24 protein-coding genes are annotated in these 25,505 nt (G+C 34.8%); 4 read left to right on the top strand and 20 right to left on the bottom strand.

All coding sequences use genetic code 11. The features are described from left to right. The first annotated feature begins 2 nt into the window (after window positions 1–2). Entirely contained in the window at window positions 3–818 is an 816-nt protein-coding gene (locus J0M15_12115) for an alpha/beta hydrolase (GenBank protein ID MBN8537790.1), read from the top strand. A 30-nt stretch (window positions 819–848) separates the two neighbouring features. Here the strand turns inward: J0M15_12115 and J0M15_12120 are convergent, their stop codons facing one another. Beyond that, window positions 849–1,739, bottom strand: coding sequence for a response regulator (locus J0M15_12120; protein MBN8537791.1), 891 nt, complete (start codon window positions 1,737–1,739; stop codon window positions 849–851). 106 nt (window positions 1,740–1,845) lie between these two features. On the opposite strand from J0M15_12120, the gene J0M15_12125 reads away from it, so the two are divergent. From J0M15_12125 to J0M15_12135, 3 genes are read left to right on the top strand one after another with little or no spacing between them, the layout of a single operon-like run. Beyond that, window positions 1,846–3,162, top strand: a complete 1,317-nt coding sequence (locus tag J0M15_12125; GenBank protein ID MBN8537792.1) for a glycosyltransferase — start codon at window positions 1,846–1,848, stop codon at window positions 3,160–3,162. Then, window positions 3,159–5,285: a polysaccharide deacetylase family protein gene (locus tag J0M15_12130; GenBank protein ID MBN8537793.1), complete on the top strand. Its 2,127-nt coding sequence runs from the start codon at window positions 3,159–3,161 to the stop codon at window positions 5,283–5,285. The genes J0M15_12125 and J0M15_12130 overlap by 4 nt, the downstream gene beginning before the upstream one ends. Further along, entirely contained in the window at window positions 5,278–6,267 is a 990-nt protein-coding gene (locus J0M15_12135; protein MBN8537794.1) for a hypothetical protein, read from the top strand. Before J0M15_12130 ends, J0M15_12135 begins: the two co-directional genes overlap by 8 nt. A 29-nt stretch (window positions 6,268–6,296) precedes the next feature. Here J0M15_12135 and J0M15_12140 read toward each other — a convergent pair whose 3' ends face one another. From J0M15_12140 to bamA, 19 genes are all read right to left on the bottom strand, one after another. Next, window positions 6,297–7,451 (bottom strand): hypothetical protein, encoded by a 1,155-nt coding sequence (locus tag J0M15_12140; protein MBN8537795.1) that lies wholly within the window; start codon window positions 7,449–7,451, stop codon window positions 6,297–6,299. Continuing rightward, window positions 7,448–7,840 carry a hypothetical protein gene (locus tag J0M15_12145; protein ID MBN8537796.1) on the bottom strand — a complete coding sequence of 131 codons (393 nt, stop codon included), beginning with the start codon at window positions 7,838–7,840 and terminating at the stop codon, window positions 7,448–7,450. The genes J0M15_12140 and J0M15_12145 overlap by 4 nt, the downstream gene beginning before the upstream one ends. Further along, a complete protein-coding gene (locus J0M15_12150; protein MBN8537797.1) occupies window positions 7,825–8,799 on the bottom strand; it encodes a hypothetical protein in 975 nt (324 codons plus the stop codon). The genes J0M15_12145 and J0M15_12150 overlap by 16 nt, the downstream gene beginning before the upstream one ends. 187 nt (window positions 8,800–8,986) lie before the next feature. Next, the gene (locus J0M15_12155) at window positions 8,987–10,393 is read right to left on the bottom strand and encodes a HAMP domain-containing histidine kinase (protein MBN8537798.1); all 1,407 of its coding nucleotides are present in this window, start codon (window positions 10,391–10,393) and stop codon (window positions 8,987–8,989) included. A 101-nt stretch (window positions 10,394–10,494) separates the two neighbouring features. Further along, window positions 10,495–11,169 (bottom strand): iron-containing redox enzyme family protein, encoded by a 675-nt coding sequence (locus tag J0M15_12160; protein MBN8537799.1) that lies wholly within the window; start codon window positions 11,167–11,169, stop codon window positions 10,495–10,497. Next, the gene (locus J0M15_12165) at window positions 11,147–11,905 is read right to left on the bottom strand and encodes a hypothetical protein (GenBank protein ID MBN8537800.1); all 759 of its coding nucleotides are present in this window, start codon (window positions 11,903–11,905) and stop codon (window positions 11,147–11,149) included. Before J0M15_12165 ends, J0M15_12160 begins: the two co-directional genes overlap by 23 nt. Window positions 11,906–11,986: 81 nt before the next feature. Further along, window positions 11,987–12,484 (bottom strand): response regulator, encoded by a 498-nt coding sequence (locus tag J0M15_12170; protein ID MBN8537801.1) that lies wholly within the window; start codon window positions 12,482–12,484, stop codon window positions 11,987–11,989. Window positions 12,485–12,569: 85 nt separating this feature from the next. Beyond that, window positions 12,570–13,706, bottom strand: a complete 1,137-nt coding sequence (gene chrA / locus J0M15_12175) for a chromate efflux transporter (protein MBN8537802.1) — start codon at window positions 13,704–13,706, stop codon at window positions 12,570–12,572. Window positions 13,707–13,742: 36 nt separating this feature from the next. Further along, window positions 13,743–15,578 carry an anaerobic ribonucleoside-triphosphate reductase gene (gene nrdD, locus J0M15_12180; GenBank protein MBN8537803.1) on the bottom strand — a complete coding sequence of 612 codons (1,836 nt, stop codon included), beginning with the start codon at window positions 15,576–15,578 and terminating at the stop codon, window positions 13,743–13,745. Beyond that, entirely contained in the window at window positions 15,562–16,026 is a 465-nt protein-coding gene (gene nrdG, locus J0M15_12185; protein ID MBN8537804.1) for an anaerobic ribonucleoside-triphosphate reductase activating protein, read from the bottom strand. Before nrdG ends, nrdD begins: the two co-directional genes overlap by 17 nt. An 82-nt stretch (window positions 16,027–16,108) precedes the next feature. After that, complete coding sequence (locus tag J0M15_12190) at window positions 16,109–16,426, bottom strand: BolA family transcriptional regulator (protein MBN8537805.1); 318 nt, start codon at window positions 16,424–16,426, stop codon at window positions 16,109–16,111. Further along, window positions 16,423–17,556, bottom strand: a complete 1,134-nt coding sequence (locus J0M15_12195; GenBank protein MBN8537806.1) for a DUF3108 domain-containing protein — start codon at window positions 17,554–17,556, stop codon at window positions 16,423–16,425. The genes J0M15_12190 and J0M15_12195 overlap by 4 nt, the downstream gene beginning before the upstream one ends. Window positions 17,557–17,602: 46 nt before the next feature. After that, the gene (locus J0M15_12200) at window positions 17,603–18,490 is read right to left on the bottom strand and encodes a lipid A biosynthesis lauroyl acyltransferase (GenBank protein ID MBN8537807.1); all 888 of its coding nucleotides are present in this window, start codon (window positions 18,488–18,490) and stop codon (window positions 17,603–17,605) included. Continuing rightward, window positions 18,462–19,469: a tetraacyldisaccharide 4'-kinase gene (gene lpxK, locus J0M15_12205; GenBank protein ID MBN8537808.1), complete on the bottom strand. Its 1,008-nt coding sequence runs from the start codon at window positions 19,467–19,469 to the stop codon at window positions 18,462–18,464. Before lpxK ends, J0M15_12200 begins: the two co-directional genes overlap by 29 nt. After that, window positions 19,466–20,620 (bottom strand): lipid-A-disaccharide synthase, encoded by a 1,155-nt coding sequence (gene lpxB, locus J0M15_12210; protein ID MBN8537809.1) that lies wholly within the window; start codon window positions 20,618–20,620, stop codon window positions 19,466–19,468. The genes lpxK and lpxB overlap by 4 nt, the downstream gene beginning before the upstream one ends. Continuing rightward, window positions 20,610–21,548 carry a Gfo/Idh/MocA family oxidoreductase gene (locus tag J0M15_12215; protein MBN8537810.1) on the bottom strand — a complete coding sequence of 313 codons (939 nt, stop codon included), beginning with the start codon at window positions 21,546–21,548 and terminating at the stop codon, window positions 20,610–20,612. Before J0M15_12215 ends, lpxB begins: the two co-directional genes overlap by 11 nt. A 67-nt stretch (window positions 21,549–21,615) precedes the next feature. Continuing rightward, window positions 21,616–22,437: an acyl-ACP--UDP-N-acetylglucosamine O-acyltransferase gene (gene lpxA / locus J0M15_12220; GenBank protein MBN8537811.1), complete on the bottom strand. Its 822-nt coding sequence runs from the start codon at window positions 22,435–22,437 to the stop codon at window positions 21,616–21,618. 8 nt (window positions 22,438–22,445) lie between these two features. Then, the gene (locus J0M15_12225) at window positions 22,446–22,952 is read right to left on the bottom strand and encodes an OmpH family outer membrane protein (protein ID MBN8537812.1); all 507 of its coding nucleotides are present in this window, start codon (window positions 22,950–22,952) and stop codon (window positions 22,446–22,448) included. 84 nt (window positions 22,953–23,036) lie between these two features. Further along, a complete protein-coding gene (gene bamA / locus J0M15_12230; protein MBN8537813.1) occupies window positions 23,037–25,475 on the bottom strand; it encodes an outer membrane protein assembly factor BamA in 2,439 nt (812 codons plus the stop codon). Window positions 25,476–25,505 lie beyond the last annotated feature (30 nt).

Genomic DNA, 25,505 nt, shown 5'->3' on the forward strand with positions numbered 1-25,505 from the left:
TTATGAAAATTTTTCTGGGAATTCTTATAGGGATTTCGCTTATATTAACCAGCTGTTCATCTTTATTTTACTATCCAAGTTCCGATGAGTTTTACAAAAAGGAACTATTCCCTTTTCCAATTGAAGATAATTTTATAACCGATCAAAAAGGTAATCAAATTCATTACTGGTATCTCAAGTCAGAAAAAGCAAAAGGAAAAATTCTTTTATTTCATGGCAATGCTCAGAATTTAACTTCCCATGTGGGATTACTTGCCTGGATTGTGAAATACAACTATGACTTAATGATCTTTGATTATCCAGGCTATGGGAAGTCTTCAGGAAAACCTTCACCTGAGTCTACAGTTATTTCAGGGATTGCAGCTATCGAAAAAATAATAGCCATAAATCCAGAGCTACCCCTTTTTCTTTACGGTCATAGTTTGGGTGGACAGATTTTGCAAAAATGCATCAATTTAAAATCAGAAGTTAACTATAAAGCTCTCTTTGTCGAAGCCTCTTTTTTGTCCTATAGAAACGTGGCCAGAGATGCCCTAGCCAAAAATTGGATCACTTGGATTTTTCAACCTGTTGGATGGATGGTGATGAGTGATGAATGGGCCGGTGATCCTTCATCCATAGCGCCAAAACCATTGTACGTCATTCATGGAGAGCAGGATAAGGTAGTTAGCCTATCACAGGGGCAACAGATTTTTGACAAAGCCAAATCTCCTAAAACTTTTATACCTATCAAGAACGCAGGTCATGGCAATATCTATTACATTGAAAATGGTAAATATCGAAATCAACTCTTAACTATTTTAAATTCTTTTATTTAGTTTTAAAAGCCATCCAAACATTGAAGGGCCCTAAATATTTCCTGTAAGCATATTTGCCAATTGATTGAGCCGTTCGTTACTTTCTTTTCCCATTGGTTTTTTACAAAAAAAGGCAATTTCAGAAAAATTACGATCAAGCAGTTCTGTAAACATAAAAACATGACTAAAGGTACTTGATTTATCATAAATATTTAAGATAATTTCCGGATCATCCATTATCAAGGTCCAATTTTTTGTGCTTTCTCCGATCGTTGACTCAAGATCAAAAATTATTGGAGAAAGGTCATCCATAAATGGCAGCTTTGCTAGGATATTTCCTTTAAACTGCAAATAGAGAAGCCTTTCATTTCGTATTTCATTCACTTCATCAGAACTGCAAAAGTTTTCCCCTGAAGTGAGAGTGATAAAAACTGTTTTTTTATTCTCCTGTAAAGACTTGTGAACATAATTTCGAATGGCTTTCTGTTTTTCATGACTATTATAAGCAATAAAAAAAGTCCGCCGACTGTCTAGTGATTCCATTTTCAAATTTGCATTTTTTAAAATTAATTCAATATCCGATACGAGTTGACCTCCATGGATTGGCTTAATTAAACAACCCGTCGCACCTAAACTATAAATTTTTTCGCGTGTGTCCAACGAGCTTTCACTTGATAAACATAAAATGGGAATTGCCGACAAAAAAGGATGAACTTTAAAGTGGGACAATATTTCGTAACTATTTGCATTCTTCATATCCAAATCAAGAACGATCACATTGGGAAAGTATTCCTGAGCCAGAACCAAAGCCTCTGCCCCTTGAGATGCGAACCGAAGGCTATAATCACTTTTTAAAGCCCCTTCTATAAAAGTTAATGACCCTTTATCGTCATCAATCACAAGAACGCGGCGTTTAGAAACTTCTTTTTTTACAGCCGTCATTAAAAGCCCTAGCCTTTCGTCAATACATAAATCTATGAATTTACTATCGACTTTCTAGCCTATAACTTTAGCGCTTATTTGCCGAACAGATGCCAGAGGAGAGTTTTTGGCAAATAAGAATTTCCGTCTTTATGAGGCCCGCATTTTTTCTGCGATCAGTTTCCTTTTTTTATGCGGAATCTTTGCCGTTCTGGCCTCTACAGCAAATGAGGGAAGATTTCAACAGGAAGCTCCTAACTGGTTAATTGCTACCATGTACTTATATTTAATTTTCATTTTTTTTAGGACTGTCTTTCATCTTCTTTTTTCTTTTGCTTGGTTATTATTTCGAAGAGATTTAAAAAATCCTCCGAACCATTTCCCATTAATTTCAATTATTGTTCCTTGCTACCAAGAAGAATTGGTTATCGATACCGCCATTAAGTCCATTCTTGAGCTAAATTATCCCAATTTTGAAGTCATCATTGTAGACGACGGTTCCACCGATCTAACATTTGAGAAAGCTAGAAATCTAATAGAAAACAAACGACTACGTGCTATCTTTCAAAAAAATTCAGGAAAGGCCTCTGCCCTTAACCGAGGAATCAGCGAAGCCAGAGGCGAGTATGTTTTCTGTATGGATGCTGATAGTAAATTGTCTCCTGATGTCTTACTACAAGGAATAAAACATTTTTCAAACAACAGCAACTTGGCTGCGGTCGCAGGAAGCGTTCGAATTGGAAATGCAGAAAATGTAATATGTGCTTTTCAAAAATTGGAATATATCACAGCTCTTAATTTTCTGAAGCTGGCCCAGTCATTTTTACAGATAGTTACCGTGGTGCCAGGACCGGTGGGTTTATTTAAAAAGGAAAAAATTCAGAATATTGGTGGGTATAAAACAGAAACCTTTGCCGAGGATTGTGATCTCACCTTGCGGCTACTCATGGCTGGATATGCGGTTATTTACGAACCAAAGATGTATGCGATAACTGAGGCACCTGAAGAATTTAATTCTCTAATTAAACAACGCTATCGTTGGTCACGCGGAATCGTTCAAGCCATTAAATTGAATTCAAAGTGGTTACTATCTCCTCTGAGTAATCTTCGAAATTTTTTTATAATGTGGTATATGTTGGTTGAAAGTATTGTTATTCCCACTGTGAATTATCTTTTTGTTATGGTGGCTATTTTCATGGCCCTCAAGTCAGAATCACACATTATTATTGGTTACTATTTTTCGCAATTGGTACTGCTTGACTTGGTTATTATCACTTACAGTCTTATAACAGAAAATTTTTCCTTTAGACTTTTACTTCTTGGATTTGTAAATCGTTTCACTTACGGATTAGCTTTAGAAATACAAAGATTTTTCGCTATTTTTGATGAACTTTTTGAATTACCTATGACCTGGGGTAAGCTTGAAAGGAAGGGGTTGAAATGAATATCTATTCTATTTTAAACGCCGTCATCCTTGGTTTGAGTCTTGCTACCATCCTTATTACTTTAGTTGCTTTCATCATTTATCAAATAAAACGTTTGAATATTAATAACACCCAAAAGGACCATGGATACAAATTAGAATCAATTTTTTTTATAAGATATGCCCCTCATATCCAAGAAAAAATTGAAGAATGGAAAAAAAACCAAATTGATACGAAGAGTAAAATTACCAAAAAATTATCTTTTAGTTTTATAAAATTAGGCACTCTATTTGGGATACTAGCAATCGTCCTCATTCTCACACTCCTTACCGCAAGGGGTGGCAAAGAGCTTCTGGAACAAAGAATTTTAGACTCGCAAAATAAAAAAGTTAATGCCTTTAAAAAACAAGGCCTACTAAATAAAAAAACTTTTTCTCAACGTAAAACGGATGGGCCTTTTCCATTTTTAGACCCACAGGATCTTAGAAAGATAATGCAAGAAAATTTCGAATTTCTAAAAAAAAGAAAAATAGGACTTTGGGTATCAAAGTTAAATCCACTTGATAGAGAATCACAACATTTGGCGGCAAGGGAGGGGTGGCAACATTTCTTCAAAACAAATCAAATCACTTATGAACTTATTAATTTTCCAGAAGATGAAATACTTTATTATGACGTTGTCATTGTCCCTCAACTTACGACCATGGATGTGACCACACTCAAAAAAATTGAGAGTGCCAGGCAAAAGGGAACAGGATTTATTTTTTCTGGAGCTGTTGGCGGAAAAGCTCTACCAGGAGACAAAAAAATAATTCAAGAGTGGTTCCAAGAAAAATTCGGATTGTCTTTTTGGACCAATCCAGAGCCTAAAAAATTTCAAGCCACCCAATTTGTGGCCTCAACTCAATCAATTTGGAGATTTAATCCAGGTCAAGTGCTCCCCATAGCTACAACAGATAATAGATATTTCGCAATTTCCAACAATGAAAAGAGTATCCAATCCTTTGAAACAAACTACAAAGGAATTCCAGTCGAAAGAGAACAATGGTGGGTGGTAAAAGCTGTTAGATCAAAAAATGATTCTGACAACTTATTTTGGGTCAGTTGGGATCCCATGAATTCTGATTCTGAAAATTTGAACACCCGTTACATTTTTTCTGAGGTATTAGCTCATATCGGGAAAAAACCTCAGGTTAAATTATCTTGGTGGCCTTCGGGAAAAACCTCTGCGGCAGTTATTTCTGTAGACACAGAATACGAGTTCGAAAATATCAAAAATATTTTAAATTTATTAACTGAATTTAAATTTCCTGCAACACTCTTTTTAGTATCAAATATGTATAAAGATCGCCCTGATTTCTTTCTAAACTACATAAATCAAATAGAACTGGCAACTCACAGTGATGAACATATTTCCTTTCTTGACCAAGTGGATTCAGTTCAGTTTGATAGAATTCAAGAATCAAGACATCTTATTGAAGAGTTATCAGGAACGATGGTCACAGGTTTTAGGCCTCCCTATGAAAAAATGGATCAAGATACGGTCCATGCTGCTAGTGAAAATGGACTTAAGTATATTTTCGGTGATCAGACATGTATCAGTTTATCACCATGCTTCTATGAAAACGATTTAGTTTTCTTCCCTAGATTGCTTAATGACGACTTTTTACTTATGAAAGATAGGACCCTTGCTGATTTAAACAGCATCAAAAATACGATGGTTAAGGATCTCAAACAAGCCACCCGAGTTGGCGGTGGCTACTTTTTAAATTTGCACACCCAGGGATTTGCTCGCACTGCCTATAACGAAGTCGTCGAAGGTCTTTTCAAGGAAATTTCCAATCAACCTGGATTGTATTTAACTACCTTTGATCGTCTTTCTGACTGGTGGCTGATCCGACGAAATTTAGAAGCTGAATTAGTGATAGATCCGCAAGGAAGAAAAAAATTACGTATTTCAAACAAAGGAAAAATAACTGCACGAGAATTTGATGTCTTTGTCTCACAAGTTAAAAGTTCTGACGCCTCTCCAAGAAATCCAGCCAACGAAATAAATACTCTATGTGATATCCAATTAAATGAAGTCCAATGCAGAGTATCTAAAATTGATGGTGGGCAAACTCTAGAGGTTCCTCTTGATTAAACCCCTATTATTTATAGTTTTATGCCTCATCGTTTTCTTAACCTCAAGTCCCAGTGAAGCTCAAGTCGAGTCAGTGCCTGAAAGTAAATGGTTAGGGCTTGAAATTGAAAATACCCGTACTTCAGATGAGCTTAATCTTAATCATTTTAGCTTTAACTACAGAAAACATCGAAGAAATTTATTTTTTCCATTTGCAAATGAAAAAGAGAAATCTGAGGATGTGGGCGTTGCGATGGATTATTTTGAGGGTCAGTTAAGCACCTTAAAATTCAATTCTCTTCGTATTCTTGGCCTTTTAGCTCGCAAATCCTCTCGAAATTTTCTCATTGAAACTTATTTAGGTGGACAATATTTTAAATCGGAACAAACAGAATCATCAATGGCTACTCCCGGAGTGTCCATCTACTATCAGGTTCCTCAGAAGTTATTACTTCAAAGCCATTTAGATCGATTTTATTTAGCTCAAGATGGATTTTTAAATGGACCCTTATCAGATGGAACCAACGCCTGGAGGTGGAATCCTTCTGCTACCTATTTCTTAAATGAAAGATTTCGTTTTTTAATTCGACCGGAGCTGGATTTCATCTCTGATGGCAACAAACGCTTCTATTCAGATTTCGCATTGATGTATGGAATTTCGTCATGGCCAAGATGGATTTGGGTAGGCCTAGGAGCAGAGTATTTATCAAATTCAATTACTGGAAATTATTGGTCGCCCTCTTTGTTCAAGTCATACGGTCTGCGCTTTGAATTAAATTCAGAAATCTCAAAAGGCTTCTCTGGAATCATTGGATTAAATTACAATCAAATACAAGAGAAAGAAAATCCTTGGGGGTCGGGACATTATTTAAACTTAGGCTTAGCTTATGGAGATCGGAATTCATCAAATTTAAATTTTAGCTATTTCCATATTCAGTCGGTTCAATCCAATAATGAATGGAAATCTAACACATTTGCCCTTAACTGGAACTACTTTTTCTAAGTGTTGAGTCTCTGGAGTAACCCCTGTCTTCAAAGGCTGGTTACCACTTTACTAATAGGATCATAGCAGTATTCCTTTATTAGACTTCTTTGCACACCATGAACAACACCTGAAGAGTTAATAATTGTTTTTTTTCTCGACAACACATCACTTTGCCATACCGGTTTAACATCCTTAATTCTAATTTCTAGTATTTTTAATAATTTTTGAGTTTCACTTAGATTTGGATTTAATTTAACAAAACTTTGATATTCAGTTAAAACCTTTTTCTTAAATCCTCCGTTTTGAACGACAAAGTCATACATAGTAAGAAGACTGCGAACTTCACTTAGACCGAAGGCTTTAAAATATAATAGGGCTTTATTAAAAAGTGTCAAAGAATACGCTAACTGAAGACTTTTGTAGTCTTTATGAGTCGCTATTGAATTCAATACTTTTTCCCAATCAGATTTAAAAGTCTTTCCAGCATCTAAAAATAATTCACTCAAAGCCCAAGCTACAGATTTCTGGTTGATAATTGAAGACCCTTTATTTAAGGAATAATCTATGGCCATGCTCGATAAAAAATCCTGAACATCCAGCGCAGAGATCTGATGATAATTTTCTTGGAAAAGGGAATCGAAGGAATGTTGAGTTATCGATGAGGACATATCGTTTTTCCATTGAGCCACCATCTTATTTAATGATGTTAATTTATCTTTTTCAATACTGAAATCATCCTTAGGTAGGATACTAAAAAACTCGGCCAGAATAGGCTGCAAGGATCCCATACCTAAATTCTGTTGCAATATTCCTAAACTGATTCCCATTCCATCAAAATTATTACTTAAATTGGCCCAACTACTTAACCCTTCAAAACTTCCAGAAATATTCAAAACTAGCGCTAAAAAATTTTTATCCAATTTTGAAATTACAGCTGGCCAAGTTATTTGGCTAAAATCTAATTTCGAACATATGGACAATTCGGGCCCGATGACCACGATGGGAACAATGGGAATAATCTCTGGGTCTAGGGAGCCTGGCGGTTCTTCATCATTAATATTTTTATCACCTTCATCAGGGACAGGGGGACTCACAAAGCCTTTGTTGAGCTCCTTATTACTTGAAATTTGAAAGGTTGATTCTCCACACCCAGTGAGAATTAAAAATACTAAAAAAGGCGTTATCATTTGTTTAGTATTCATTTCTTATTAACTGGGCAAAGCCTGCTGATTATTGATTTAACTTGTGCTTCTTGTTCTTTAAGTTGACCATTAAAATGAAGCTCCACATTTGACTGTGCACGATCACACTGGCCACCATCATCATAATCATCTTTCTCAAAAATGACCAAGGAACTTTCCACCATAAAGAAAAACTCACAGTTTTTCTTTACCTTTTCACAATGGGCATCCACTTTAGAAATATAATCCAGCCAACTTTTTTTAGTCAGATTTTTATTCTGACTCAATTTTTGTAGTTCTAAATAAAATTCTTTTGATTGATTAACCTCATCAGCAAAGCTAATACCAGCTAACCTCACATGGTTAAATAACATAAATATCACGAATACTTTACCTAAATAAGATTGCATGAATCACCTGTCTTCAACTTAACTTCTTTTAAGGTTTTATTTGTTCTTCGTAAATAGACTTCGTTATTTACAATTCTCTTCATAGCACTTTGGTTATTACTTCCTCTTAAATTATTGCGAATTAACGCTTTTGCCCGAGATAGCCCCTTGGGCCCATAGGCAACAAGTGTCAGTGAATCCAAAAGATCCTCATCCACTTTAAGATTTGATGCATACCTCTTGATTTCTTTTTTTAAAGATTCTCGAAGGAAAGTGAAGAAACCGAGAGAATAAACCAAACTTCTTGGAAGGCCTCTGTTTATGGATACCCATTCACAGATACTTTTATCACTTCTGTTTAAAAACAGTTTGTTACTCTTATCACCTCTAATAATTTCCTTTAAACTTGAGCACTCAGGTTTATTCGAATTCAGAATGGAATCAAGAATGTATCGCCCATTTCCTGATTTTCCTGAACTGAGAATGTTCATTTCTTTTACAGCAATTCCCGTCAATTGCCCGGCACCAACGCCCCCACCGTAGGAAGGAGAAAAATTAAATCCACTTTCGTTATTTACTTTCTTAAAAAATGTTTTAGGACTTAAATGAAGAGAACCTCCGCCTTTAAGTTCCAAGTTGTTAAAACAATTTAAAACTTTGTTAGTGACGTGAGTGATATAACCTGAGACCTCTGAATTCACACAGGAAGCAGATCTGGATATCAAATTTCCATTTAATTGGATTGGTTTTCCATCTTTACAGTAGGTGGCTTTCTGTTTTATTTGTCTCTTCAAAGCCCCTTCGATACAACTCTGTGAGATCAGTTGATTAATCTTTAAGTTAGGAGCTAACATAGAACCGGTTGAGCAATAGATACAAAAACCAACGGCTGTGGTATTTGCGATACCCGCTGCCTCTCGGTATTCCTTAACGATAGCTTCTTTGGCCGATCTTAACTCATATTCGAAATTTTTGTTCATCGGTGAACCTTTAAGGCATTGATTGCCAAAAAGATAACATGAATAGAACAGAATGAATAAATAGGAAAGCTTCTTCATCCTGATCAGGATAGCAACGATTTCAAGGATATTAAAATATCAATTATTCTCCTAGATCTTCTTCAGTCAAAGGTCTAGTCGGCCTCATCTTAAATAAATTCTAAAGACCTTAATTCACTTTTTTAAACTGCAATTCAAAGCAAGTACCAGATTCATTCTCTTTTGTCTCTAGAATATGAATGTCTGAATTTATGATTTCCGAATACTTTTTTACAATCGGAAGTCCAAGCCCTGTGCCTTTTTCACCACTGGTTCCAAGTCTATTGGTAGGTTTAGACAAGGAAAAAATATCTTTTTTTAACTCTTTTGGTATTCCAATCCCATAGTCTTGAAGTTTAATATTAATGGAGTCTTTTGTTTCAAATAAAAACAAATCAATGAAACCCCCTTCTGGTGAAAATTTGATGGCATTTGAAAGAAGATTTGCCAGGACCTGGTTTTTAAGAATTTCAGGATCTGAAAAAGTAGATATTTCTGAGGAGTGACTATTAATTCTGAGGATCAGTTTTTTTTGATTCAATTTCTCTTCAAACAGAATGCTCAATTCTTCGCAAATAGTCACTAAGTTCACTTTTTTTAAACTTAAAGCGCTTTTACCAATTTTTAAAGCATGTAATGAACGGATCGTTTTTATCACTTCATGAATGTTGTGCAGAGCTAGTTTAATTTTTCCAATAATTGGATCAAGTTCAGGTTTAGTGATTAACTTTGATATTTTATTATTACAAATTGAAATTATTTGAATTGGGTTGGATAGATCATGAACCAAAATATTAATGAGGGCTTCATTTTCGTTTGCCAGAATGTCTAGTTTCTTGTTTCGTTCTTCAAGTGACAGGTTCGAAAACTTTAATTGCTCCGTTAAATCGTTTAGTTCAGAAGTTCTTTTTTTAACTTCTAGCTGCAAATTTGAGGTGTATCTTTCCGATAACTTTTTGGTAATAAATAAGGGAATATAAATTGAATAACTAAAGAAAAAAACCAAACTCGCTGAAAACCCAAAAATGGCCAAATCTTCTTGGGGGCGTAAAATGGGATAATCCGCCATATGTAAGGTATTCATAAAAATAAGAAAAATAAATCCCTTTTGTAGATAATCAGGCTTTGCTTTTATGGCATCTATAATTGAAATAAGTAAAATTAAAACAACAGATACTACATAGGGCGTCACCGAAATGGTATAAGAAGAGCCCATTACAAACATTACAATAGAAGTAAAAAAACCAACAAGCCCAATAAATAAAAACAAAATTGAAGGCACTTTGTTTTGAAACGAATCATAGAGAATTGAAGTCAAAAAATAAGCGCTGAGGCCATTTATTGAAAACCCCAGAAAACCATATAATGACAGGCTATTGAACACTCCCTGGAAAACATAGGCAAATAAACCGGTTAACCAAAAAAATAATAATTTTTTTAATAAATCTTCTTTATTTCTATACCAAAGTATTCCAGTAAATACAGAATTAAAAATCAAAACAATTCCAAAAATATAAACAAGTGTTTGTAAAACCATGCTAATTCTATTTCTCGGGAAGATATGAAAGTTCTTAAGACTTTTCTTTGGATTTTTTCATATTTTCCCAAAATGAAACAAAACTAAATATTAAACAGCACCTATAGTTGCAATTCTGGAACGCGGGCTAAGGCCTGACGATTCTGATTTTCATAAATATCAGAGAATATACCACGATAGATGACAGAACATTGTTTTATCGATTTCTCAACAATCGGTAGAAGATTTTCTGGGCATGATTTTAAGTAGGGCAAAGCGTTTGCGAAATGATCTTTGTCAACCTCGCAATGCACTTTCAAAAAACTAGTTGGAGTCAAACCGTGTTGATTTTTAACTCTTTCATAAATTTCACCCGCTTTTTGAGCAGCAAAACCTTCTAATGTGAGCGAGTATCCCAAAATTGAAATTGGGTGAACACGCTCAATCATGTAATTAAGCGTTTGGTAAAAAAATGAGCTGTGAGGATATTCTTGAAATTGAGAAAGGGAATAACCCATGGACTTTAAGTCATGAAGGCATAGTATTTCATGTTTTTTTTCTTCTCTGGCCTCTTCAACAAAGCGCCAGTGGTATTCATCTTCTATAACTGGTTTTGTATGAGCCGAGGCTAAAGCTAATTGTCTTGTTGTCCAAGAAACGTAAAAAAAGCTTTGTGCCAACCAATCAGCATATAAACCTTTATTTTCCCATTCAAACGCCATTGCCACTTTATGAATGGAGTCAATCTCTGCAAGCATGGTGGAATAAACTGATTCACAGGTCGATGTCTTTATCATATATCTCTCCTTTTTTAATACTTCTATTTAGACTATTTTTATTTGGAATTCTTTTGTTTAAATTAATATCTCCTTGGATGGCGGCTTTGGACCAAAGATCCTCCACCATTGTTTTTAAGGGGTGATCTGTATTTGAATAGCAGTTTTTTTCAAATTCGAAATAAGTGGACGGCTCATTATGTACTAATTGTCCAGTTAAAATGGGTCTAGCCCCCCATCGGTGCGCGAGCGAGTCCGTCTTTTTTTGATTTCTTGTGTAACAAACACAACGTTGGAAAGGACTATTTTCCATGCGCTTGACCGCCAAACCTACAAGTAAATCAGCGGCTCCAAATCCACCACGCCAAAGTTTAGATACAGCCAGTTGATTTATAATAAAGGAAAATCCAAAATTATGAAAAATTTTTCTTTCTACTTCATTTAACCAAGAAAAATAAGAATGACTCAAGTGAATTGGATTATCGAGATCAAACAAGTCCAACCCAAGTACGCCCACAACATCGGACTCATACGAAAGAGCTATGATTTCAAACTGCCTTAGGAATTCATCACTGTGCAATGAGTCCGCTTTTCCCACTGATCGCATTACGGGTTCCCATTGTTGTTTCCAGAAGCTAAATATTTTGGAATACACTTCAGAATCGACCAATTCACCAAACTTACCAGGCAGTATATGGCAACTAAGACTTTCTTTAAAAATCACTCTACGTCCAACAGAAATTTCATTTTTGAGCATTTTTGGATTTTAAAATTAGACTATTTAAGTGTCAAACCACAAGTTCTTAAATCTCAGTAACTTTCTGTCAAATTATTTTGTTCAACCAATTTTACTTTTGAGATATTTTGCCACCTGTAAAATACCAACTGTTTTTTTCTGGTTTTCAATAATAAACTTATCAGAATTAGGAGTTTCTTTTGATTTTAGGTTTTCCAGCTCATTTTTTTCACTTACATATTCCATGGTTCTTGAAACTAAGTCTGTAAACTTGTCCAGATCAAAGGGCTTTTCAATATAATCCACAGCTCCCAATCTCAATGCACTCATTAGATTTTCTTTGTTACCATTTCCAGTGATAAAGATAATCGGAGTGTGAACACCCTTCATCCGGATCTTTGTTAAAAACTCATCACCCTTCAGTTTTGGCATCATGATATCGGAAATGATGAGATCAAAATTCTGTTTAATCACTAAATTATAAGCTTCCTCACCATCTTTAGCCTTACTTATATTTTCAAAAAGATCACTTAAGACTTCCGAAACCGTGTCCGCTATGTCCACTTCGTCATCGATAATTAATACAGATTTGTACTTCATGACTACCCCCAACCTCACTCAGCCGATCGGAATTATTTTAAATAAGTTAAGGAGAATATAAACTAAAATAATCTTTAATTCTCAATTAAAGATTCATTGTTCTAATATGAGACATTATTCTAAAAATCACCCCTGCAAGAAGTATTAATTGCCAAGACTTAATCTTCATTTTCTTTCCAAGAATGAAAAGCATGATCACCAAGGGAATTCCAATAGCATTTAAATTTCCTAACTTACACATATTAAATAGGGTCAAACAAATACAAGCGACAACAGCAGCGAGGGCGCCTTTTAAAAACACCTGAATGGTTTTTTTTGAAGTTAATTTTTCAGAAACAGATGGAAACCAGGTAAGCATATGAATCCAACCTGGCGCATATACCGCCAGTGTCGAAACCACCGCACCCTTTATTCCAAGAACTTTGTAACCAATAAGCGCTACGATAACTAAAATGGGTCCTGGGGTCATTTGGCTTAACGCCAAGGCCGTCATAAACTCATCGTGAGTTATCCATTTGTTTTGAAGTACAAAATAGGTTTCTAATATGGGCGCAATAGCGATCCCGGTCCCAAAAACAAACGCGCCAGCACCAAAACAAATCAAAAACAAAGAGGCCAAGCTGGGCGCCACGAGGTTTACCCCCAAGCCTCCAAAACCAAATAGAATGAAGTTCAGAGGAGTTCCCTTTTTTAATTTATTTTTTTCAAGCAGCAAAGATAGGGAACCAAAAATAAATACGGATAGAATTTCAGTGGTATCAAAAAAAACAAACGACACCAGTGACAAGAAAAATAAAAGCCAAAATCTTTTATCAGGCCAGTATATCTTCGATAAACTTTCAACGGCCGATGCCATAAGAACAATGGCTCCCCATTGAAATCCCTGTATCCAAATTTTTATCTCTGAATTTTCACCGAAAGACTTTAAGAAAACCCCTAACCATACCATTAGAATGGAGGCGGGTAAAATTAAACCAAGTCCAGCGAAGAAGCCAGCTAATCTCCCACCTCTATGGTTTCCCAAATAAACAGCCGTTTGAAATGAAAAAGCTCCAGGCATCGATTTTAATAAAGGTAAAACTTGAATAAACTTTTCAGGGCTCATCCATTTATTTTCCTCAATAAGTTCCTTTTGCATTATTGAAACAAGGGCGACTGGCCCGCCAAATCCAGTCATTCCCAGTTTCAAAAAATAACAAAAAACCTCTAAAGTTAACTTCATCGAGTAACTGATTTCAGTAACAAAAATAAATGAACATTAGATTGTACTCTGAGCCGTATTGAAATGATAGTTTTCCTGCTTGACTCTGTTCTGGTGAGTGTCGCAGTGATAATATCTTCGATCATGTTCCATCTGTCTTTGGCTACTAAAAGAAGATACTCTTTTTAAATATCCAATAACCCTTGTCGCATAGTCCACATTTTCAGATCCGCACACCACACAATGATCAGTGGTTTTTTTATCAATATGATTGCACGAGTTACATACAGTGACTTTTATATTGGTACAAAAATAATTGCACCCCACTCTGGCAGCCTGATCCAGTAAATAAAGATATTGCCATGGAGTCAAACTCTCTTCTAAATTTAAATGCAACGCCGACCCCCCATCCAGATATTGAGTGATCTCTTTTCCATGCAAAAGTAGTTTTTCACTGAAATCAATACTCTGATCCTCAACAATATAAAAATAGGAGTTATAACATTCTCTTGGACTAAACAGTTTATCTTTTTTATCCCAAAATGAATTCTTAACCCCTAAATTTTCAGCTGGAACAAATTCCGTATTAAACATATAACCGTAGGTCTCCCTAGCTTTTTTATTTAGATCATAAATCCGTTTTAAATGTTCTTGTAAAAACTTTTTATATTGATCATTATCTGAAATTTTAATACCTAGCGACTCAGCCGCCTCTACCATTCCATTGATTCCAATAGTTAAATACTGTTTATCCATTGAAATAAATCCGGCATCGTAAACATTCAAAAGTCCGGCATGATAAAAATCGTCCATTAATTTACGATAAGCAATTTGATATTTGTGAATTTTACTAATTTGATCTTCTAAGTTATTTCCCAATTGTATGAGCCTATTCATATTGATAGTGATCACATTTAAACTACCTGTCGCTATTCCCCCAGCTCCCAGTGAATAACTAAATCCCTGATTTGTAATTTCATTTCGTAGACGACAGCAACTTGCCAGACTATCTGGAGTATCTGACAAATATATAAAAAATGAATTTCCTTTAGCTAGTTCATTTGCAGAAAATTCTGCATAATCCCTGCATTTTACTTTATCATTTTCTGTCAATAGCGCCAAAGTCACTACGGGAAAGGTCAATAGGGACTTTTCTCTTTCTTTATTGAACCAAGTTAAAAACTTCTTTTGCAGCTTATCCACAGATTCCCAGCTGGGTGTATCCCCATCAGGAAAGAAAAAGCCTTCAAATAAACTTGAAAAATAATATTTATCATACAGAGAAATATTCCAAAAAACACTCTGGTAGCCCCTGGCTGCAGCTGGCTGATTTATAGAATAAACAACTTGCTGAAAATAGGCTTCAACTTGTTTTTCATTTGTATCTAAATAATGAGGGCCAAATTCTTTTCGAGCAAAATGATCAAAATAATTTAAGAACTCTACCGTGGCAATAGCACCAGCAAATTGAGCACTAATGGCAAACACCAGATTGATAAAAGAGCCACAAAATGAGCCTAAATTTTTTGGAGCCTTTGATTCTCCACCTAATTTTGTCATTCCATCAAGAAGAAATGGATACATGGAAATCGAAACGCAATAGGGTTTTAAAGACGTCTCATCATGAACATAAATATCGTGGTCCTCAATTTGCCTTATGTATTCCTCAGCAAGGTCTCGGCCAAAAAGAGATTCAATTTTTTCTGAAACCATTTTACGATTAACCTGAATATTTATGTCTTTATGAATTTCAGATTCTAGCGTGGAAATATTTTTTATCGAGACATTGGCATTGGCATCCATTTTTGAACTGTCTGCTGCATTGCTTGAAGACATGTACTGCTTCACATAGTCCTGTTTACTTTTTAATTGTGTTTCACTTAATCTGATCAATGAACTCCTCCTTGAAGTGATTTATTTTTTTACCTGACTGAATATGTATTAATTTCTGATTTGTTGTTGGGCTCTCTAATCCACCCAAAGATTTTATATAAGGTCCCGTTTTTAGAAAATCTAAATTATTTTTTAAATCTTCATCAATCTCTGTTAAACCCGTAAATAAGGCTGTTTTTAATTTTTTCGATTTTGTTATTTCTAAAAACTGAATTAACTCTTTTTTGTTCCATTCTCCGCCAAGAAATAACACACAGGTAATCCAATTTTGTTTTTTTTGAAGGATTTCTACAAAAGTAGTTTCATTCAATACGAACCCATTATCTTGTCTCCAAGAATCCTTAGAATTACAATCGACACACCTAAGAGGACACCCCGTAACTAATATTGAGAGACAAACTTCATCTGGAATTTCTCTAAAGGTAATTTGACAGCTCAAGTAGTTCATAACTACCAGTGCAAACTATTCACTAGCGGTAGTCAAAATATTACGAAAAAAATCAACAGATTGATGATCTTAGTCATATTTCTCATTTGCGCTTTGCGCCGGAACACAATGGAGAGGTGAAATTATAATTGTCCTTTATTTTTTCCCACTCATCTAGACTGTAGATCCTCTGAGAAAGAGCATGAACTTTATTTTTTAATTCTTCGCCTAAAACTGAATAAACTAGTTGGTGCCTTTCGACTCGACCTAAGTCCTTAAATGAATCCGATGCCACAAGAATTTTAAAATGAGTTTCGCTATTTTCTGGAACTGAATGCATATGGGATTCATTTTCTACCAGTAAAAAAACAGGACTAAACTTTATTTGCAGTTTTTCTTTAATTAATTTTTCAATACTCATAATTGCCCTTTATTAAGGCGAATGACTTCAGAAACAATGGTCCCAATTTTAATATTTGATTCGATTCGCAGTATAAACTTTCTGTCATCATCACTCAACCAGAAAAAAATATCTCCGATGGGTCTGAAAACACCCTTCACCGTTATCTCTGGCTTTACTACGATGGTGTCAAACTCACCAATATCTGTTTCCAATTTTTCTTTTCTTAAGGCTTTCCCTCTGAAAACTAAATTTTCGCCCTGATCTGCCACACGAAATGCGTACTCCTTTCCAACTTCCCATTTAAAGAGACGCATATAATAAGCGGCACTATAAACATTCTGAGAAAAGGGCAACACTTCCCACTCTAATTTTTTCTCTTCTTGGCCACTTTTTTTTGTAAACTTTTTTTCCCAATAAGTGGCCATGTTTTTCTGTATATCTATTAAACCCTTGGCATCTTTTAATTGTCCTGTTTCTTGAACAGATAAAGTAAAAACGTGTGGAACCAGGTCGAAATAATCTACATAGGTTACCGATTTATCTTGGGCTGAATAAAAAGTGGAAAACATGGAAGAGGACTTAATCTCTGTGGTAAAAGTGTATGCTTTTTTTCCATTTACTTCGACAAATGGTTCTACTCTTAAAAACAATTCCCCTGCCGAAACTTTGAAGTAATGAACATCATGAACAACTTCTTCACCGACCCTGAAGGGATCAATTAAAGGACGACGGCCGCTAAAGCCTTCTAAATCTTCAAGATCCGGTTCCCTTTTAGGAATTTCAGGGATGGATGTCTCTGGTACTTTTACTGGTGTTAAATCCGACTCTGCTTTATTTGGTTTCTCAGATTTAGAATTGAGCTGATTTCTTTTCTTTTTGGCTTTAGCCCCTGTTAAATCAAGCGCTGCTTTTTCTTTATCACTACTTTTTAAAACGGGAAGAGTGTTAGAATTCGCATTGGACTTTGTCGATTCAAGGGCCTGGGATGGTGGGGTGGAATCTTTAATCTCTTTGATTTCTTTAATTTCTTTAATAACGACTTTTTCTTCAAATTCTTTATTTTTTTTAAATTCATCATCTTTTTTGTCTAATTTTAAAAAACTAGAAGAACATGATATTAAAAAAAATAAAGCCGTTCCTAAAAAAATTTTTACCTTGATACCCACGTTCAAATAGTATCATCTAAGACTATCATTAATCATTAAAATTTTTCCAACGTCTGTGAATCCACATCCATTGATCTGGATGCTTTCGGATAAAGCTTTCAGTCACATGACAAAACTTTTGTGTCAAATCTAACAAAGTTTTGTCTTTATCTTCTGTTATTAAGTGATTGAGCTCTAGTTGAGGTTCATACACGACATGATATTTATCATCTTGACCTTCGTAACAATAAACAGGGATAATCGGAGATTTCGTTTTCAAATAAAACAAAGCTAATCCTTTGGCAGTACCAGTCTTTCGTCCGAAAAAAGAGGTTTCTAAGCCAAATGGTTTTCCCATATACTGATCTAATACAAAGACAACCAGGGCATTACTTTTCAAAGCTTTTAATATTTGAAATGGAGTTTTTTCTCCATGAGGCTCTATGTAGCTAACACCTTGAGCGCCTCTAATACGAAACCAAATGTCGTTAAATATTTTATTTTTAAAAAACTTTGTAATTAAAAATAATTTAAATTTTTGTAATTGAATGAGAGAAGCAGACAAATCTCCATTCCCCATATGCAAGCTCAAAACAAAAACACCTTTATCTAGACTTAATGCCTTTTGCATATTTTCGACGCCATGATAGACGACATTAGTTTCAATCCACTTTTGATCTATAAACGGAATAATAAAAAAATCAGCTAAACTTGCCATTAAATTATAGACACTTTGGCGTCCTATTTTCTCACGTTCTTTTAATGATAAATCGGGAAAGGCTATTTTCAAATTATCAAGAACAATTTTTTTTCTAAATTGAAAAAGATCAAACCAAAAAAATCCAAATAAACTGAATAATCCCCTTGAAACCTTTCTTGGCAAAAGAAAAACAAATCGACAAAACAAACTAAGACAAGTATCGAGAAACCACTTCATAAAGCTCTTTATCTTCTTTATTTAATTTTAAATCAAGTAATAGAATTCCTAACGGATATTCCCTAGGCCAAAACGATTTAATTTTTACATAATCCTTTTCCGTGGTCAGAAAATATTTGAAATTTAAAGGTTTCTCCAAAATTTTCTTAATATCTGATTCCCTGTACTGAAAATGATCAGGAAATAGTTTTACGATTATTTCTAGATCCTTATTCACGTCTTTTAATCCTTTGATCAAAGGGTCTGGATTTGCTAATCCACAAAATAAAACTACTTTTTTGGGTAATTCAAAAATTTGTTTTTTTTCATTATTTATGGTGTCCAGAAATTGATCCGTTAAAAATTGAATTTCAAATTGAGGCCCTTTATAATTTAACTTTTTTTTCATTTCAGCGAAAGCCAGGGGTGAAATCAAATTTGTTTTTGTCCAAAAAAGAATGTGAGCTTTTTCTGCTTCAGAAAAATCATCACGATAACGACCCCAAGGAAGCAATTTTGCCGGAAATTCCCATTGAGTCACATCAATAAGTAAAATATTGCAATTTTTAAAAAGAGGATGGTGCTGAAATCCATCATCAATAAATATATAATCTACCTTTTCATTTCTTGTTACTTCTTTAGCTGTCAAATATTTTTTAGGACCAATATAACCAATCGATTGGGTTTTTTGATTGATCAAATAGGGCTCATCTCCATAGTCTGCAGCACCCTTTAGTTGAGCATCAATCTTAGATATTTTTTTAATTTTACTTTTATAATTTTTGCTAACAACCGCAATTTTATACTTTTTTTTCTGGAACAAATTAACAAGATAAATCATCACCGGTGTTTTTCCAGACCCCCCAACAGTGAGGTTACCAATAGATAATACGGGAACAGATAAACGATTTACTTTAAATATTCCTAAAGAATACATTTTCTTATAAAAAGAATGCACCCCAGAATAAATTTGACTTAATAAAATAAGAATCCATTTCATAAATATTGATCTAACAGCTTCACAACTCTTAAAGTTGCTCCTTTATTTCCTAATTTTTCTTTTAATAATTTTAATTCCTGTTTCTGATAATTGAACAAATCCTTCTTAGAAATTAAATCAAAAACTAAATTTTCTAGGTTTTCAATACTCGCTTGATTTTGAAATCTTTCTGGACTGACTTCCTTTTCTAAAATTAAATTGGTGATACCAAAAAAACGTACCCCTTTTACTAAAAGCTTTGCAATGATTCCAGTCAACCATTTCATTCGGTACATGATAACCATTGGCTTTTCAAGAAGACCCACCATCAATGTCGCTGTTCCAGAAGCTGCTAAGATTAAATCTGTTAGTGAAATCATTTTAAAGGGATCGGTTTTCATTATTATAAATGGAATTTTAAAATCTTCTAAAAAAGGATATAAATCCGTTTTATCAAAACTGGGAGCACAAAGAATTAAAACTTTTAAATTGTCGACCCTCTGGGAAATCCGCCTAGCGACTTCTAATTGAATCTGGAAATGTCTTTGTAATTCTCCTTTGCGGGATCCTGGCATAAGACCCAAAACAATCTCATGAGGCTGAATCCCACACTTCAATCGTTCATTTTCAATACTTGGTCCATCTAAATATTCTGATCTGAGCTCATCTAAGATAGGATGTCCCACGAACTCAAACGGCACTTTATGTTTTTCATAAAACGGAATTTCAAATGGAAAAATAAGAAAAACTTTTTCGCAATAAGCTTTCATTTGAAAAACTCGATTTTTTCTCCAAGCCCAAATTTGAGGAGAAATATAATAGAATACGAAGACGTTCATTTTTTTTAATTCTTTGGCTAATCTTATATTGAATTCGGGGTAATCAAGCAATAATGCAAATCTGGGTTTTCTGGCCTTTACTTCTTCCAAAATTCTATTAAAAACCTTTTTAATATCGCTATAGTGTTCAATAATTTCTGCAGCACCTACCAGGGCCATTTCCTCGGCTTTACCTAATCGTTCAAAGCCAAGAGCTTCCATTTCGGAAGATCCAACACCAAAGGCTTGAAGGCGAGGATGGCTTTCCTTCCATATTTCTAAAATTCTTTGCGCATATAGATTAGAGGACGCCTCGGCAGAAATAATAAGAACATCTTTTCTTTCACTTTCCATAAATTGACTCAGTAATTTTGTGAGCCCATTCCATTGATTTTAACCCATCTAAAACCGTAATTTTTGGTTTTTCCAGACCCAAAACACAATTTATAAAATGATTTGTTTCTTCCTGAAGGGCATCCACTTTATTTACCTGTAGATGTTGATTTAAAACCAAATCATCTGGGCTTGTTGGTTTCTGATTCTTTACCTGAATTTCAATTTCTAAATTCGCAGTATTCGCATTTAAAATTTTATCAGCTCCATAAACTTTGATATTTCTATTTATTTTTGAACTCACTCGACTGACTGAAATGGTTGCTGTTTTCCCATTTTGCATTTTAAAACTTCCAGCAACTGAATCCAATTCTTTAGAAACTAAACTAGCACCGGAAACAAAATAATCCTTTACATCCGATTCTAATAAATAGAACAGTAAATCAATATCATGAATCATCAGATCATACACAACAGAGACATCAGAGCCCCTTGATTTAAACGTGCTCCATCGAGTTAGCTCGATATGATAGGTTTTCTCATTCATCTGGCTTTTAAGTTCTAAAATTGCCGGATTAAATCTTTCAATATGACCTAAAGTTAATAAGGTTTTTGTTTTTTGTTGAATTTCAAATAGTTTTTGTGCCTGTTCTAAAGTGGCCGTCATGGGTTTCTCAAGATTCGTTGGAATACCCGCACTCAAAAACAGAGAAGCCAATTCAAAGTGATAGGTCGTTGAAGCCGCAATCGTTACCAAATCGACCTTTCCAATTAATTCCTTTGGATCGGAATAAAAGGGAACACCCAACTCCTTCGATCTTTGTTTTGCCAAGTCCAAGTTGGAATCACAAACACCCACAAGTTCAGATTGAGAATTGTTCTTATATTTTTGAGCATGAAAATGACCAAGATACCCAACACCAACAACAGCAGCCCTTAATTTTTTCATTAATAAAATCCTTTTCCCTCAACAAGGCTTTTCATTTCTATTTCAGTTTATTTCAAAGCACTTCAGTTTATTCCATTTCATTTTCAACGGAAGAAGCTTTTCCTCGTGAAATGGCAATTCCTCGTTTAGAAGATCTAATGAATTGAACAAGATAACTTATGTTTTCAGAAGGAATACATTCCATGGAAATTTTACTTAATGCCTCTTCAACTGTGCCCGTACCCATTACCAAAATACGGATAGCCTTATGAACATTTTGAACTTCCTCTTTTGAAAAACCTTTCCTAGCTAATCCCACCTTATTAGTGGCCCTGATCAAGGCATAGGTTCCTTGCGCACGACTGAACGGAAGAATGTCCTTATTAACCACAGAGCTACCAGCTATAAAGGCATTCTTTCCAACTCTTGTAAATTGATTAAAAGCACAAATCCCACCAATCACAACATTGTCTTCAATAATACAATGCCCTCCCATGTGAGAATCATTTGCCACGATCACATTATTTCCGATTTTACAATCATGTCCCACATGGGTGTAGGCCATAAAGTAACAATTATTCCCAATCTCCGTTTTTCCATCACCCTTGCTCGTTGCTAAGTTGACAGTGGAAAATTCTCTAAAGGTATTATTATTCCCAATAATTAATCGTGTGGGTTCAGATTTGTAAGTCACATCTTGAGGTGGCCCCCCAATTACAGCCCCCGGCATGATATGATTATTTTCTCCAATATCCAAGATTCCATACCTTGAACCAACGGTGGCATGACCCTCGATAAATGTTCCCTTACCTATTTTAATTTTTCCCTGAAGCAAGCAATAGGGGCCAATTTCGACATCAGGGCCAATTTCAACCTCAGGAGAAATAACACTTGAAGGATGAATTTTCATATAACTAACTATTTTTCTTTTTCAAAAGCTTTAACAACTTCATCTGTCAGATCATGGGAACTATCTATATATAAAACCATGGCTGTATTTTCAATAACGGCAGAATAACCTTTTTCTTTAGAAATTTTTTCGATTGTTTTTCTCATTTTTTCCAAAATAGGCTGAGTTAATTCTTGCTCTTTCTTCTGAATCTCTGATTGATTTTTTCCAACCACCTGTTGAAATTTCATCATCTCTTCACGAAACTCTTCTTGTTTCTTTATTAAGACCTCTTCGGAAAGAACACTTTTTTTCTTTTCAATATCCTCTTGCATCTTTTTCAAATCAGCTTCTTTTTTTTGTAATTCTTTTTTCTTTTTTTCAAAATCAGACTCTAATTCCGTTTTTGCTTTTTTCCCAGCCGCTGTTGCTTGAATTGCTTTTTGCATATTTACAACACCTAGCTTGAACTCAGCAGAAAAAGAAACCGAAGCGATATACAACAAACCAACTAACAATTTAGAATTAAAAGTCATAATTTCTCCTAAAATTAATAATCTTCTTAAAAATTGAAAACACACTAGCGGAATAATAACGACATTCTAAATAAAAGTCGACTCTTAAAATGGAGCGCCAATAGAAAACTCAAAAACGACGGCCTCATGCCAATAAGTATCTCTATTTAAAGGGAAACCCCACTCAAATCTTAAGGGACCAATAGGAGAAAACCAGCGAATACCAAAACCAGTATCTGCGAAAAAGTTTCCTTCAGTTATCACATCATTCGCCTGACCTACATCGTAAAAAGTCACTCCATACATTTGGGCTTCTCGAATTAAAGGAAACATCAATTCACCTTGATATATCAATTGCTGAGAACCGCCATAAAATCTCTTAGCTTTTTCATCTAAATCGACAGTTTCACCCTTGTCTTGAAGCTCTTTTTTAGCTTTTTGAGAAACAACTTGCTTACCTACTCGAGGGTAACGGTAACCTCTTAAACTGTAGGGACCTCCAAGCAAATACAATTCATTAAAAGGAGGATTACGGGTCGGATCTGTGGACTCGATCCGAGCGTAACTAATGGAATTACGAAAAACAACATCCCAAAAAAGATTCTTAAAAAATTTAAAATCTGTATTGGCTTTATAATATCTTAAATTTCCACCAAAAGGCCCAGTTACCGAATAGCCAAGCCTTGCATGAATCCCCTTGGAGGGCTTAAACCGATCGTTTCGAGTATCATAATCTAAACTCAAACCCAACAAACCAGCATCCCCTTCTGCCGTGTTCAATGGGAATAAATCAAAATCAGTAACCACAACATCATTCACTTTAGCTGCAAACAATCTGGTAGCTGAATAAGTGTAACTCGCATTAAATCTCAAGTAATCCCCCAAGGGATGTCCAAGGAAAATAGACCCACCCGTTTTGGTTTCGTCATAATCAGCACGTCCAGAATTTTCACTCCTAAAAACACGAAACCCCAGGGACCAAATGGAGTCACGAAAGTAAGGCTCAGTGAAAGAAACATCATACATGGAATAATTCTTTGCCAAGTTCAAACTCACACCCAAGTTTTGGCCACGCCCCAAAAAGTTTGTCTGCTGTACACTACCCTGTAAAGTAAATCCCTGAGAGCTTCCATAGCCAGCACCTACTTGAATTTGCCCGGTGTTTCTTTCTTTGATCACGACATCAATATTCATGATATCTAGTTTGTCTGGCGGAGTCGACGTTTTAAAATTCACCTCATCAAAAAAACCTAATCTTTGAATGTTTTCAAGAGACTGTCGTCGACGAGTCTCATTGTACAATTCCCCTTCGAGAATTTTCATTTCTCTTCTGAGAACTTTATCCCTGGTTTTAGAATTACCAACAATTTGAATGCGTCCGAAATAGACCTTGTTTCCCTTATCAAATTCAAAAACCAAATCAACTTTTCTTTCTTTTTCTTTCACTTTCCACTGTGGATTCACATTCGCAAAGGCATAGCCAAGATCTCCATATTTAGCTTGCAAATCGACCAGATCCTTTTGAAGAACATCGTAGGCAAAAATTTTATTTTCATCCAACTTGATTGTTTCTAACAGTTCATCTCTGGAAAATAAAACATCCCCAGAAAAATCAATCTCACCCACTTCAAATTGCTCACCTTCTTCAATATGAATAGTGATATAGATCCCTTTTTTATCAGGAGTAACGGTGACCTGAGGACGATCAATTTTGGCCTGAATATATCCCTGATTAAAGTAAATAAATCGTATACCTTGTATCCAACGTTCAAACATATCTTGCTTAAACTGGCCAGAACCAGATAACCCAGTGAAAAAACCTTCTTCTGAAATAAGTTGATCAATGATCAAAGCAGAGTCAGAGAGCTTCTTGTTTCCTAAAAAAGTAATTTTCTTTACCTTGACACGGTCGTTTTGTTTAAGGTTTATTTTTAACTTTACTGTCTCATTTTTGACAAGGTCTTCAGTTTTAATATCAATTTTTGCAAGAAAGAACCCTTTATCTTCGAAATATTTTTGAATCTTTTCCTGGCCTTCTTTAAGTTTGGCCATATTTAAGATCTCGAATTCCTTCACCCCTAGAGCTTCTTGAAGTTCTTCCTTTTTAACATCTTCTGATATACCCTCCCAGCTGATTTCAGCAATGGAAGGCTTTTCAAAAACTTTATATTTTAAAACAAAACCATCTGCAATTTCTGTTTTGTTAACTTCAACATTGAAGAAAAAACCTGATTTAAATAATTGGGTCACATCTTCTCTTAAGTTTTCCCTTAATTCTTCTTTTGAGTAGGATTGACCCACTTTAAGCTTAATTCGGTTGAGAATAGCATCCTTTTCAATTTTTCGTTGCCCCTCAATTTGAATGTCTCTTAAAAAAGATTTCTGAGTAAGTAATGGGACCTCTTCTTTATTCTTAATTTTAGATTGAGATATTTTTTTTGCAAGAGTCTTTGGCGTTGTTTTCTCTTTAGAAAAAGATGCAGAAAAGCCAAATATAAATCCAAGAACTATTATTACTTTTAATCTTTGATAACCACATAGCATGATTGAAAGAATATTATCTTTTACAAGATG

Source organism: Deltaproteobacteria bacterium, assembly GCA_017302835.1.
Classification (GTDB): Bacteria; Bdellovibrionota; Bdellovibrionia; order Bdellovibrionales; family Bdellovibrionaceae; genus UBA2316.

Bases quoted from the DNA above. Each gene is read 5' to 3' on its own strand.
- J0M15_12115 (MBN8537790.1), top strand. From the start codon at position 3: ATGAAAATTTTTCTGGGAATTCTTATAGGGATTTCGCTTATATTAACC.
- J0M15_12120 (MBN8537791.1), bottom strand. From the start codon at position 1,739: ATGACGGCTGTAAAAAAAGAAGTTTCTAAACGCCGCGTTCTTGTGATT.
- J0M15_12130 (MBN8537793.1), top strand. From the start codon at position 3,159: ATGAATATCTATTCTATTTTAAACGCCGTCATCCTTGGTTTGAGTCTT.
- J0M15_12140 (MBN8537795.1), bottom strand. From the start codon at position 7,451: ATGAATACTAAACAAATGATAACGCCTTTTTTAGTATTTTTAATTCTC.
- J0M15_12145 (MBN8537796.1), bottom strand. From the start codon at position 7,840: ATGCAATCTTATTTAGGTAAAGTATTCGTGATATTTATGTTATTTAAC.
- J0M15_12150 (MBN8537797.1), bottom strand. From the start codon at position 8,799: ATGAACAAAAATTTCGAATATGAGTTAAGATCGGCCAAAGAAGCTATC.
- J0M15_12155 (MBN8537798.1), bottom strand. From the start codon at position 10,393: ATGGTTTTACAAACACTTGTTTATATTTTTGGAATTGTTTTGATTTTT.
- J0M15_12160 (MBN8537799.1), bottom strand. From the start codon at position 11,169: ATGATAAAGACATCGACCTGTGAATCAGTTTATTCCACCATGCTTGCA.
- J0M15_12165 (MBN8537800.1), bottom strand. From the start codon at position 11,905: ATGCTCAAAAATGAAATTTCTGTTGGACGTAGAGTGATTTTTAAAGAA.
- J0M15_12170 (MBN8537801.1), bottom strand. From the start codon at position 12,484: ATGAAGTACAAATCTGTATTAATTATCGATGACGAAGTGGACATAGCG.
- chrA (MBN8537802.1), bottom strand. From the start codon at position 13,706: ATGAAGTTAACTTTAGAGGTTTTTTGTTATTTTTTGAAACTGGGAATG.
- nrdG (MBN8537804.1), bottom strand. From the start codon at position 16,026: ATGAACTACTTGAGCTGTCAAATTACCTTTAGAGAAATTCCAGATGAA.
- J0M15_12190 (MBN8537805.1), bottom strand. From the start codon at position 16,426: ATGAGTATTGAAAAATTAATTAAAGAAAAACTGCAAATAAAGTTTAGT.
- J0M15_12200 (MBN8537807.1), bottom strand. From the start codon at position 18,490: ATGAAGTGGTTTCTCGATACTTGTCTTAGTTTGTTTTGTCGATTTGTT.
- lpxK (MBN8537808.1), bottom strand. From the start codon at position 19,469: ATGAAATGGATTCTTATTTTATTAAGTCAAATTTATTCTGGGGTGCAT.
- lpxB (MBN8537809.1), bottom strand. From the start codon at position 20,620: ATGGAAAGTGAAAGAAAAGATGTTCTTATTATTTCTGCCGAGGCGTCC.
- J0M15_12215 (MBN8537810.1), bottom strand. From the start codon at position 21,548: ATGAAAAAATTAAGGGCTGCTGTTGTTGGTGTTGGGTATCTTGGTCAT.
- lpxA (MBN8537811.1), bottom strand. From the start codon at position 22,437: ATGAAAATTCATCCTTCAAGTGTTATTTCTCCTGAGGTTGAAATTGGC.
- J0M15_12225 (MBN8537812.1), bottom strand. From the start codon at position 22,952: ATGACTTTTAATTCTAAATTGTTAGTTGGTTTGTTGTATATCGCTTCG.
- bamA (MBN8537813.1), bottom strand. From the start codon at position 25,475: ATGCTATGTGGTTATCAAAGATTAAAAGTAATAATAGTTCTTGGATTT.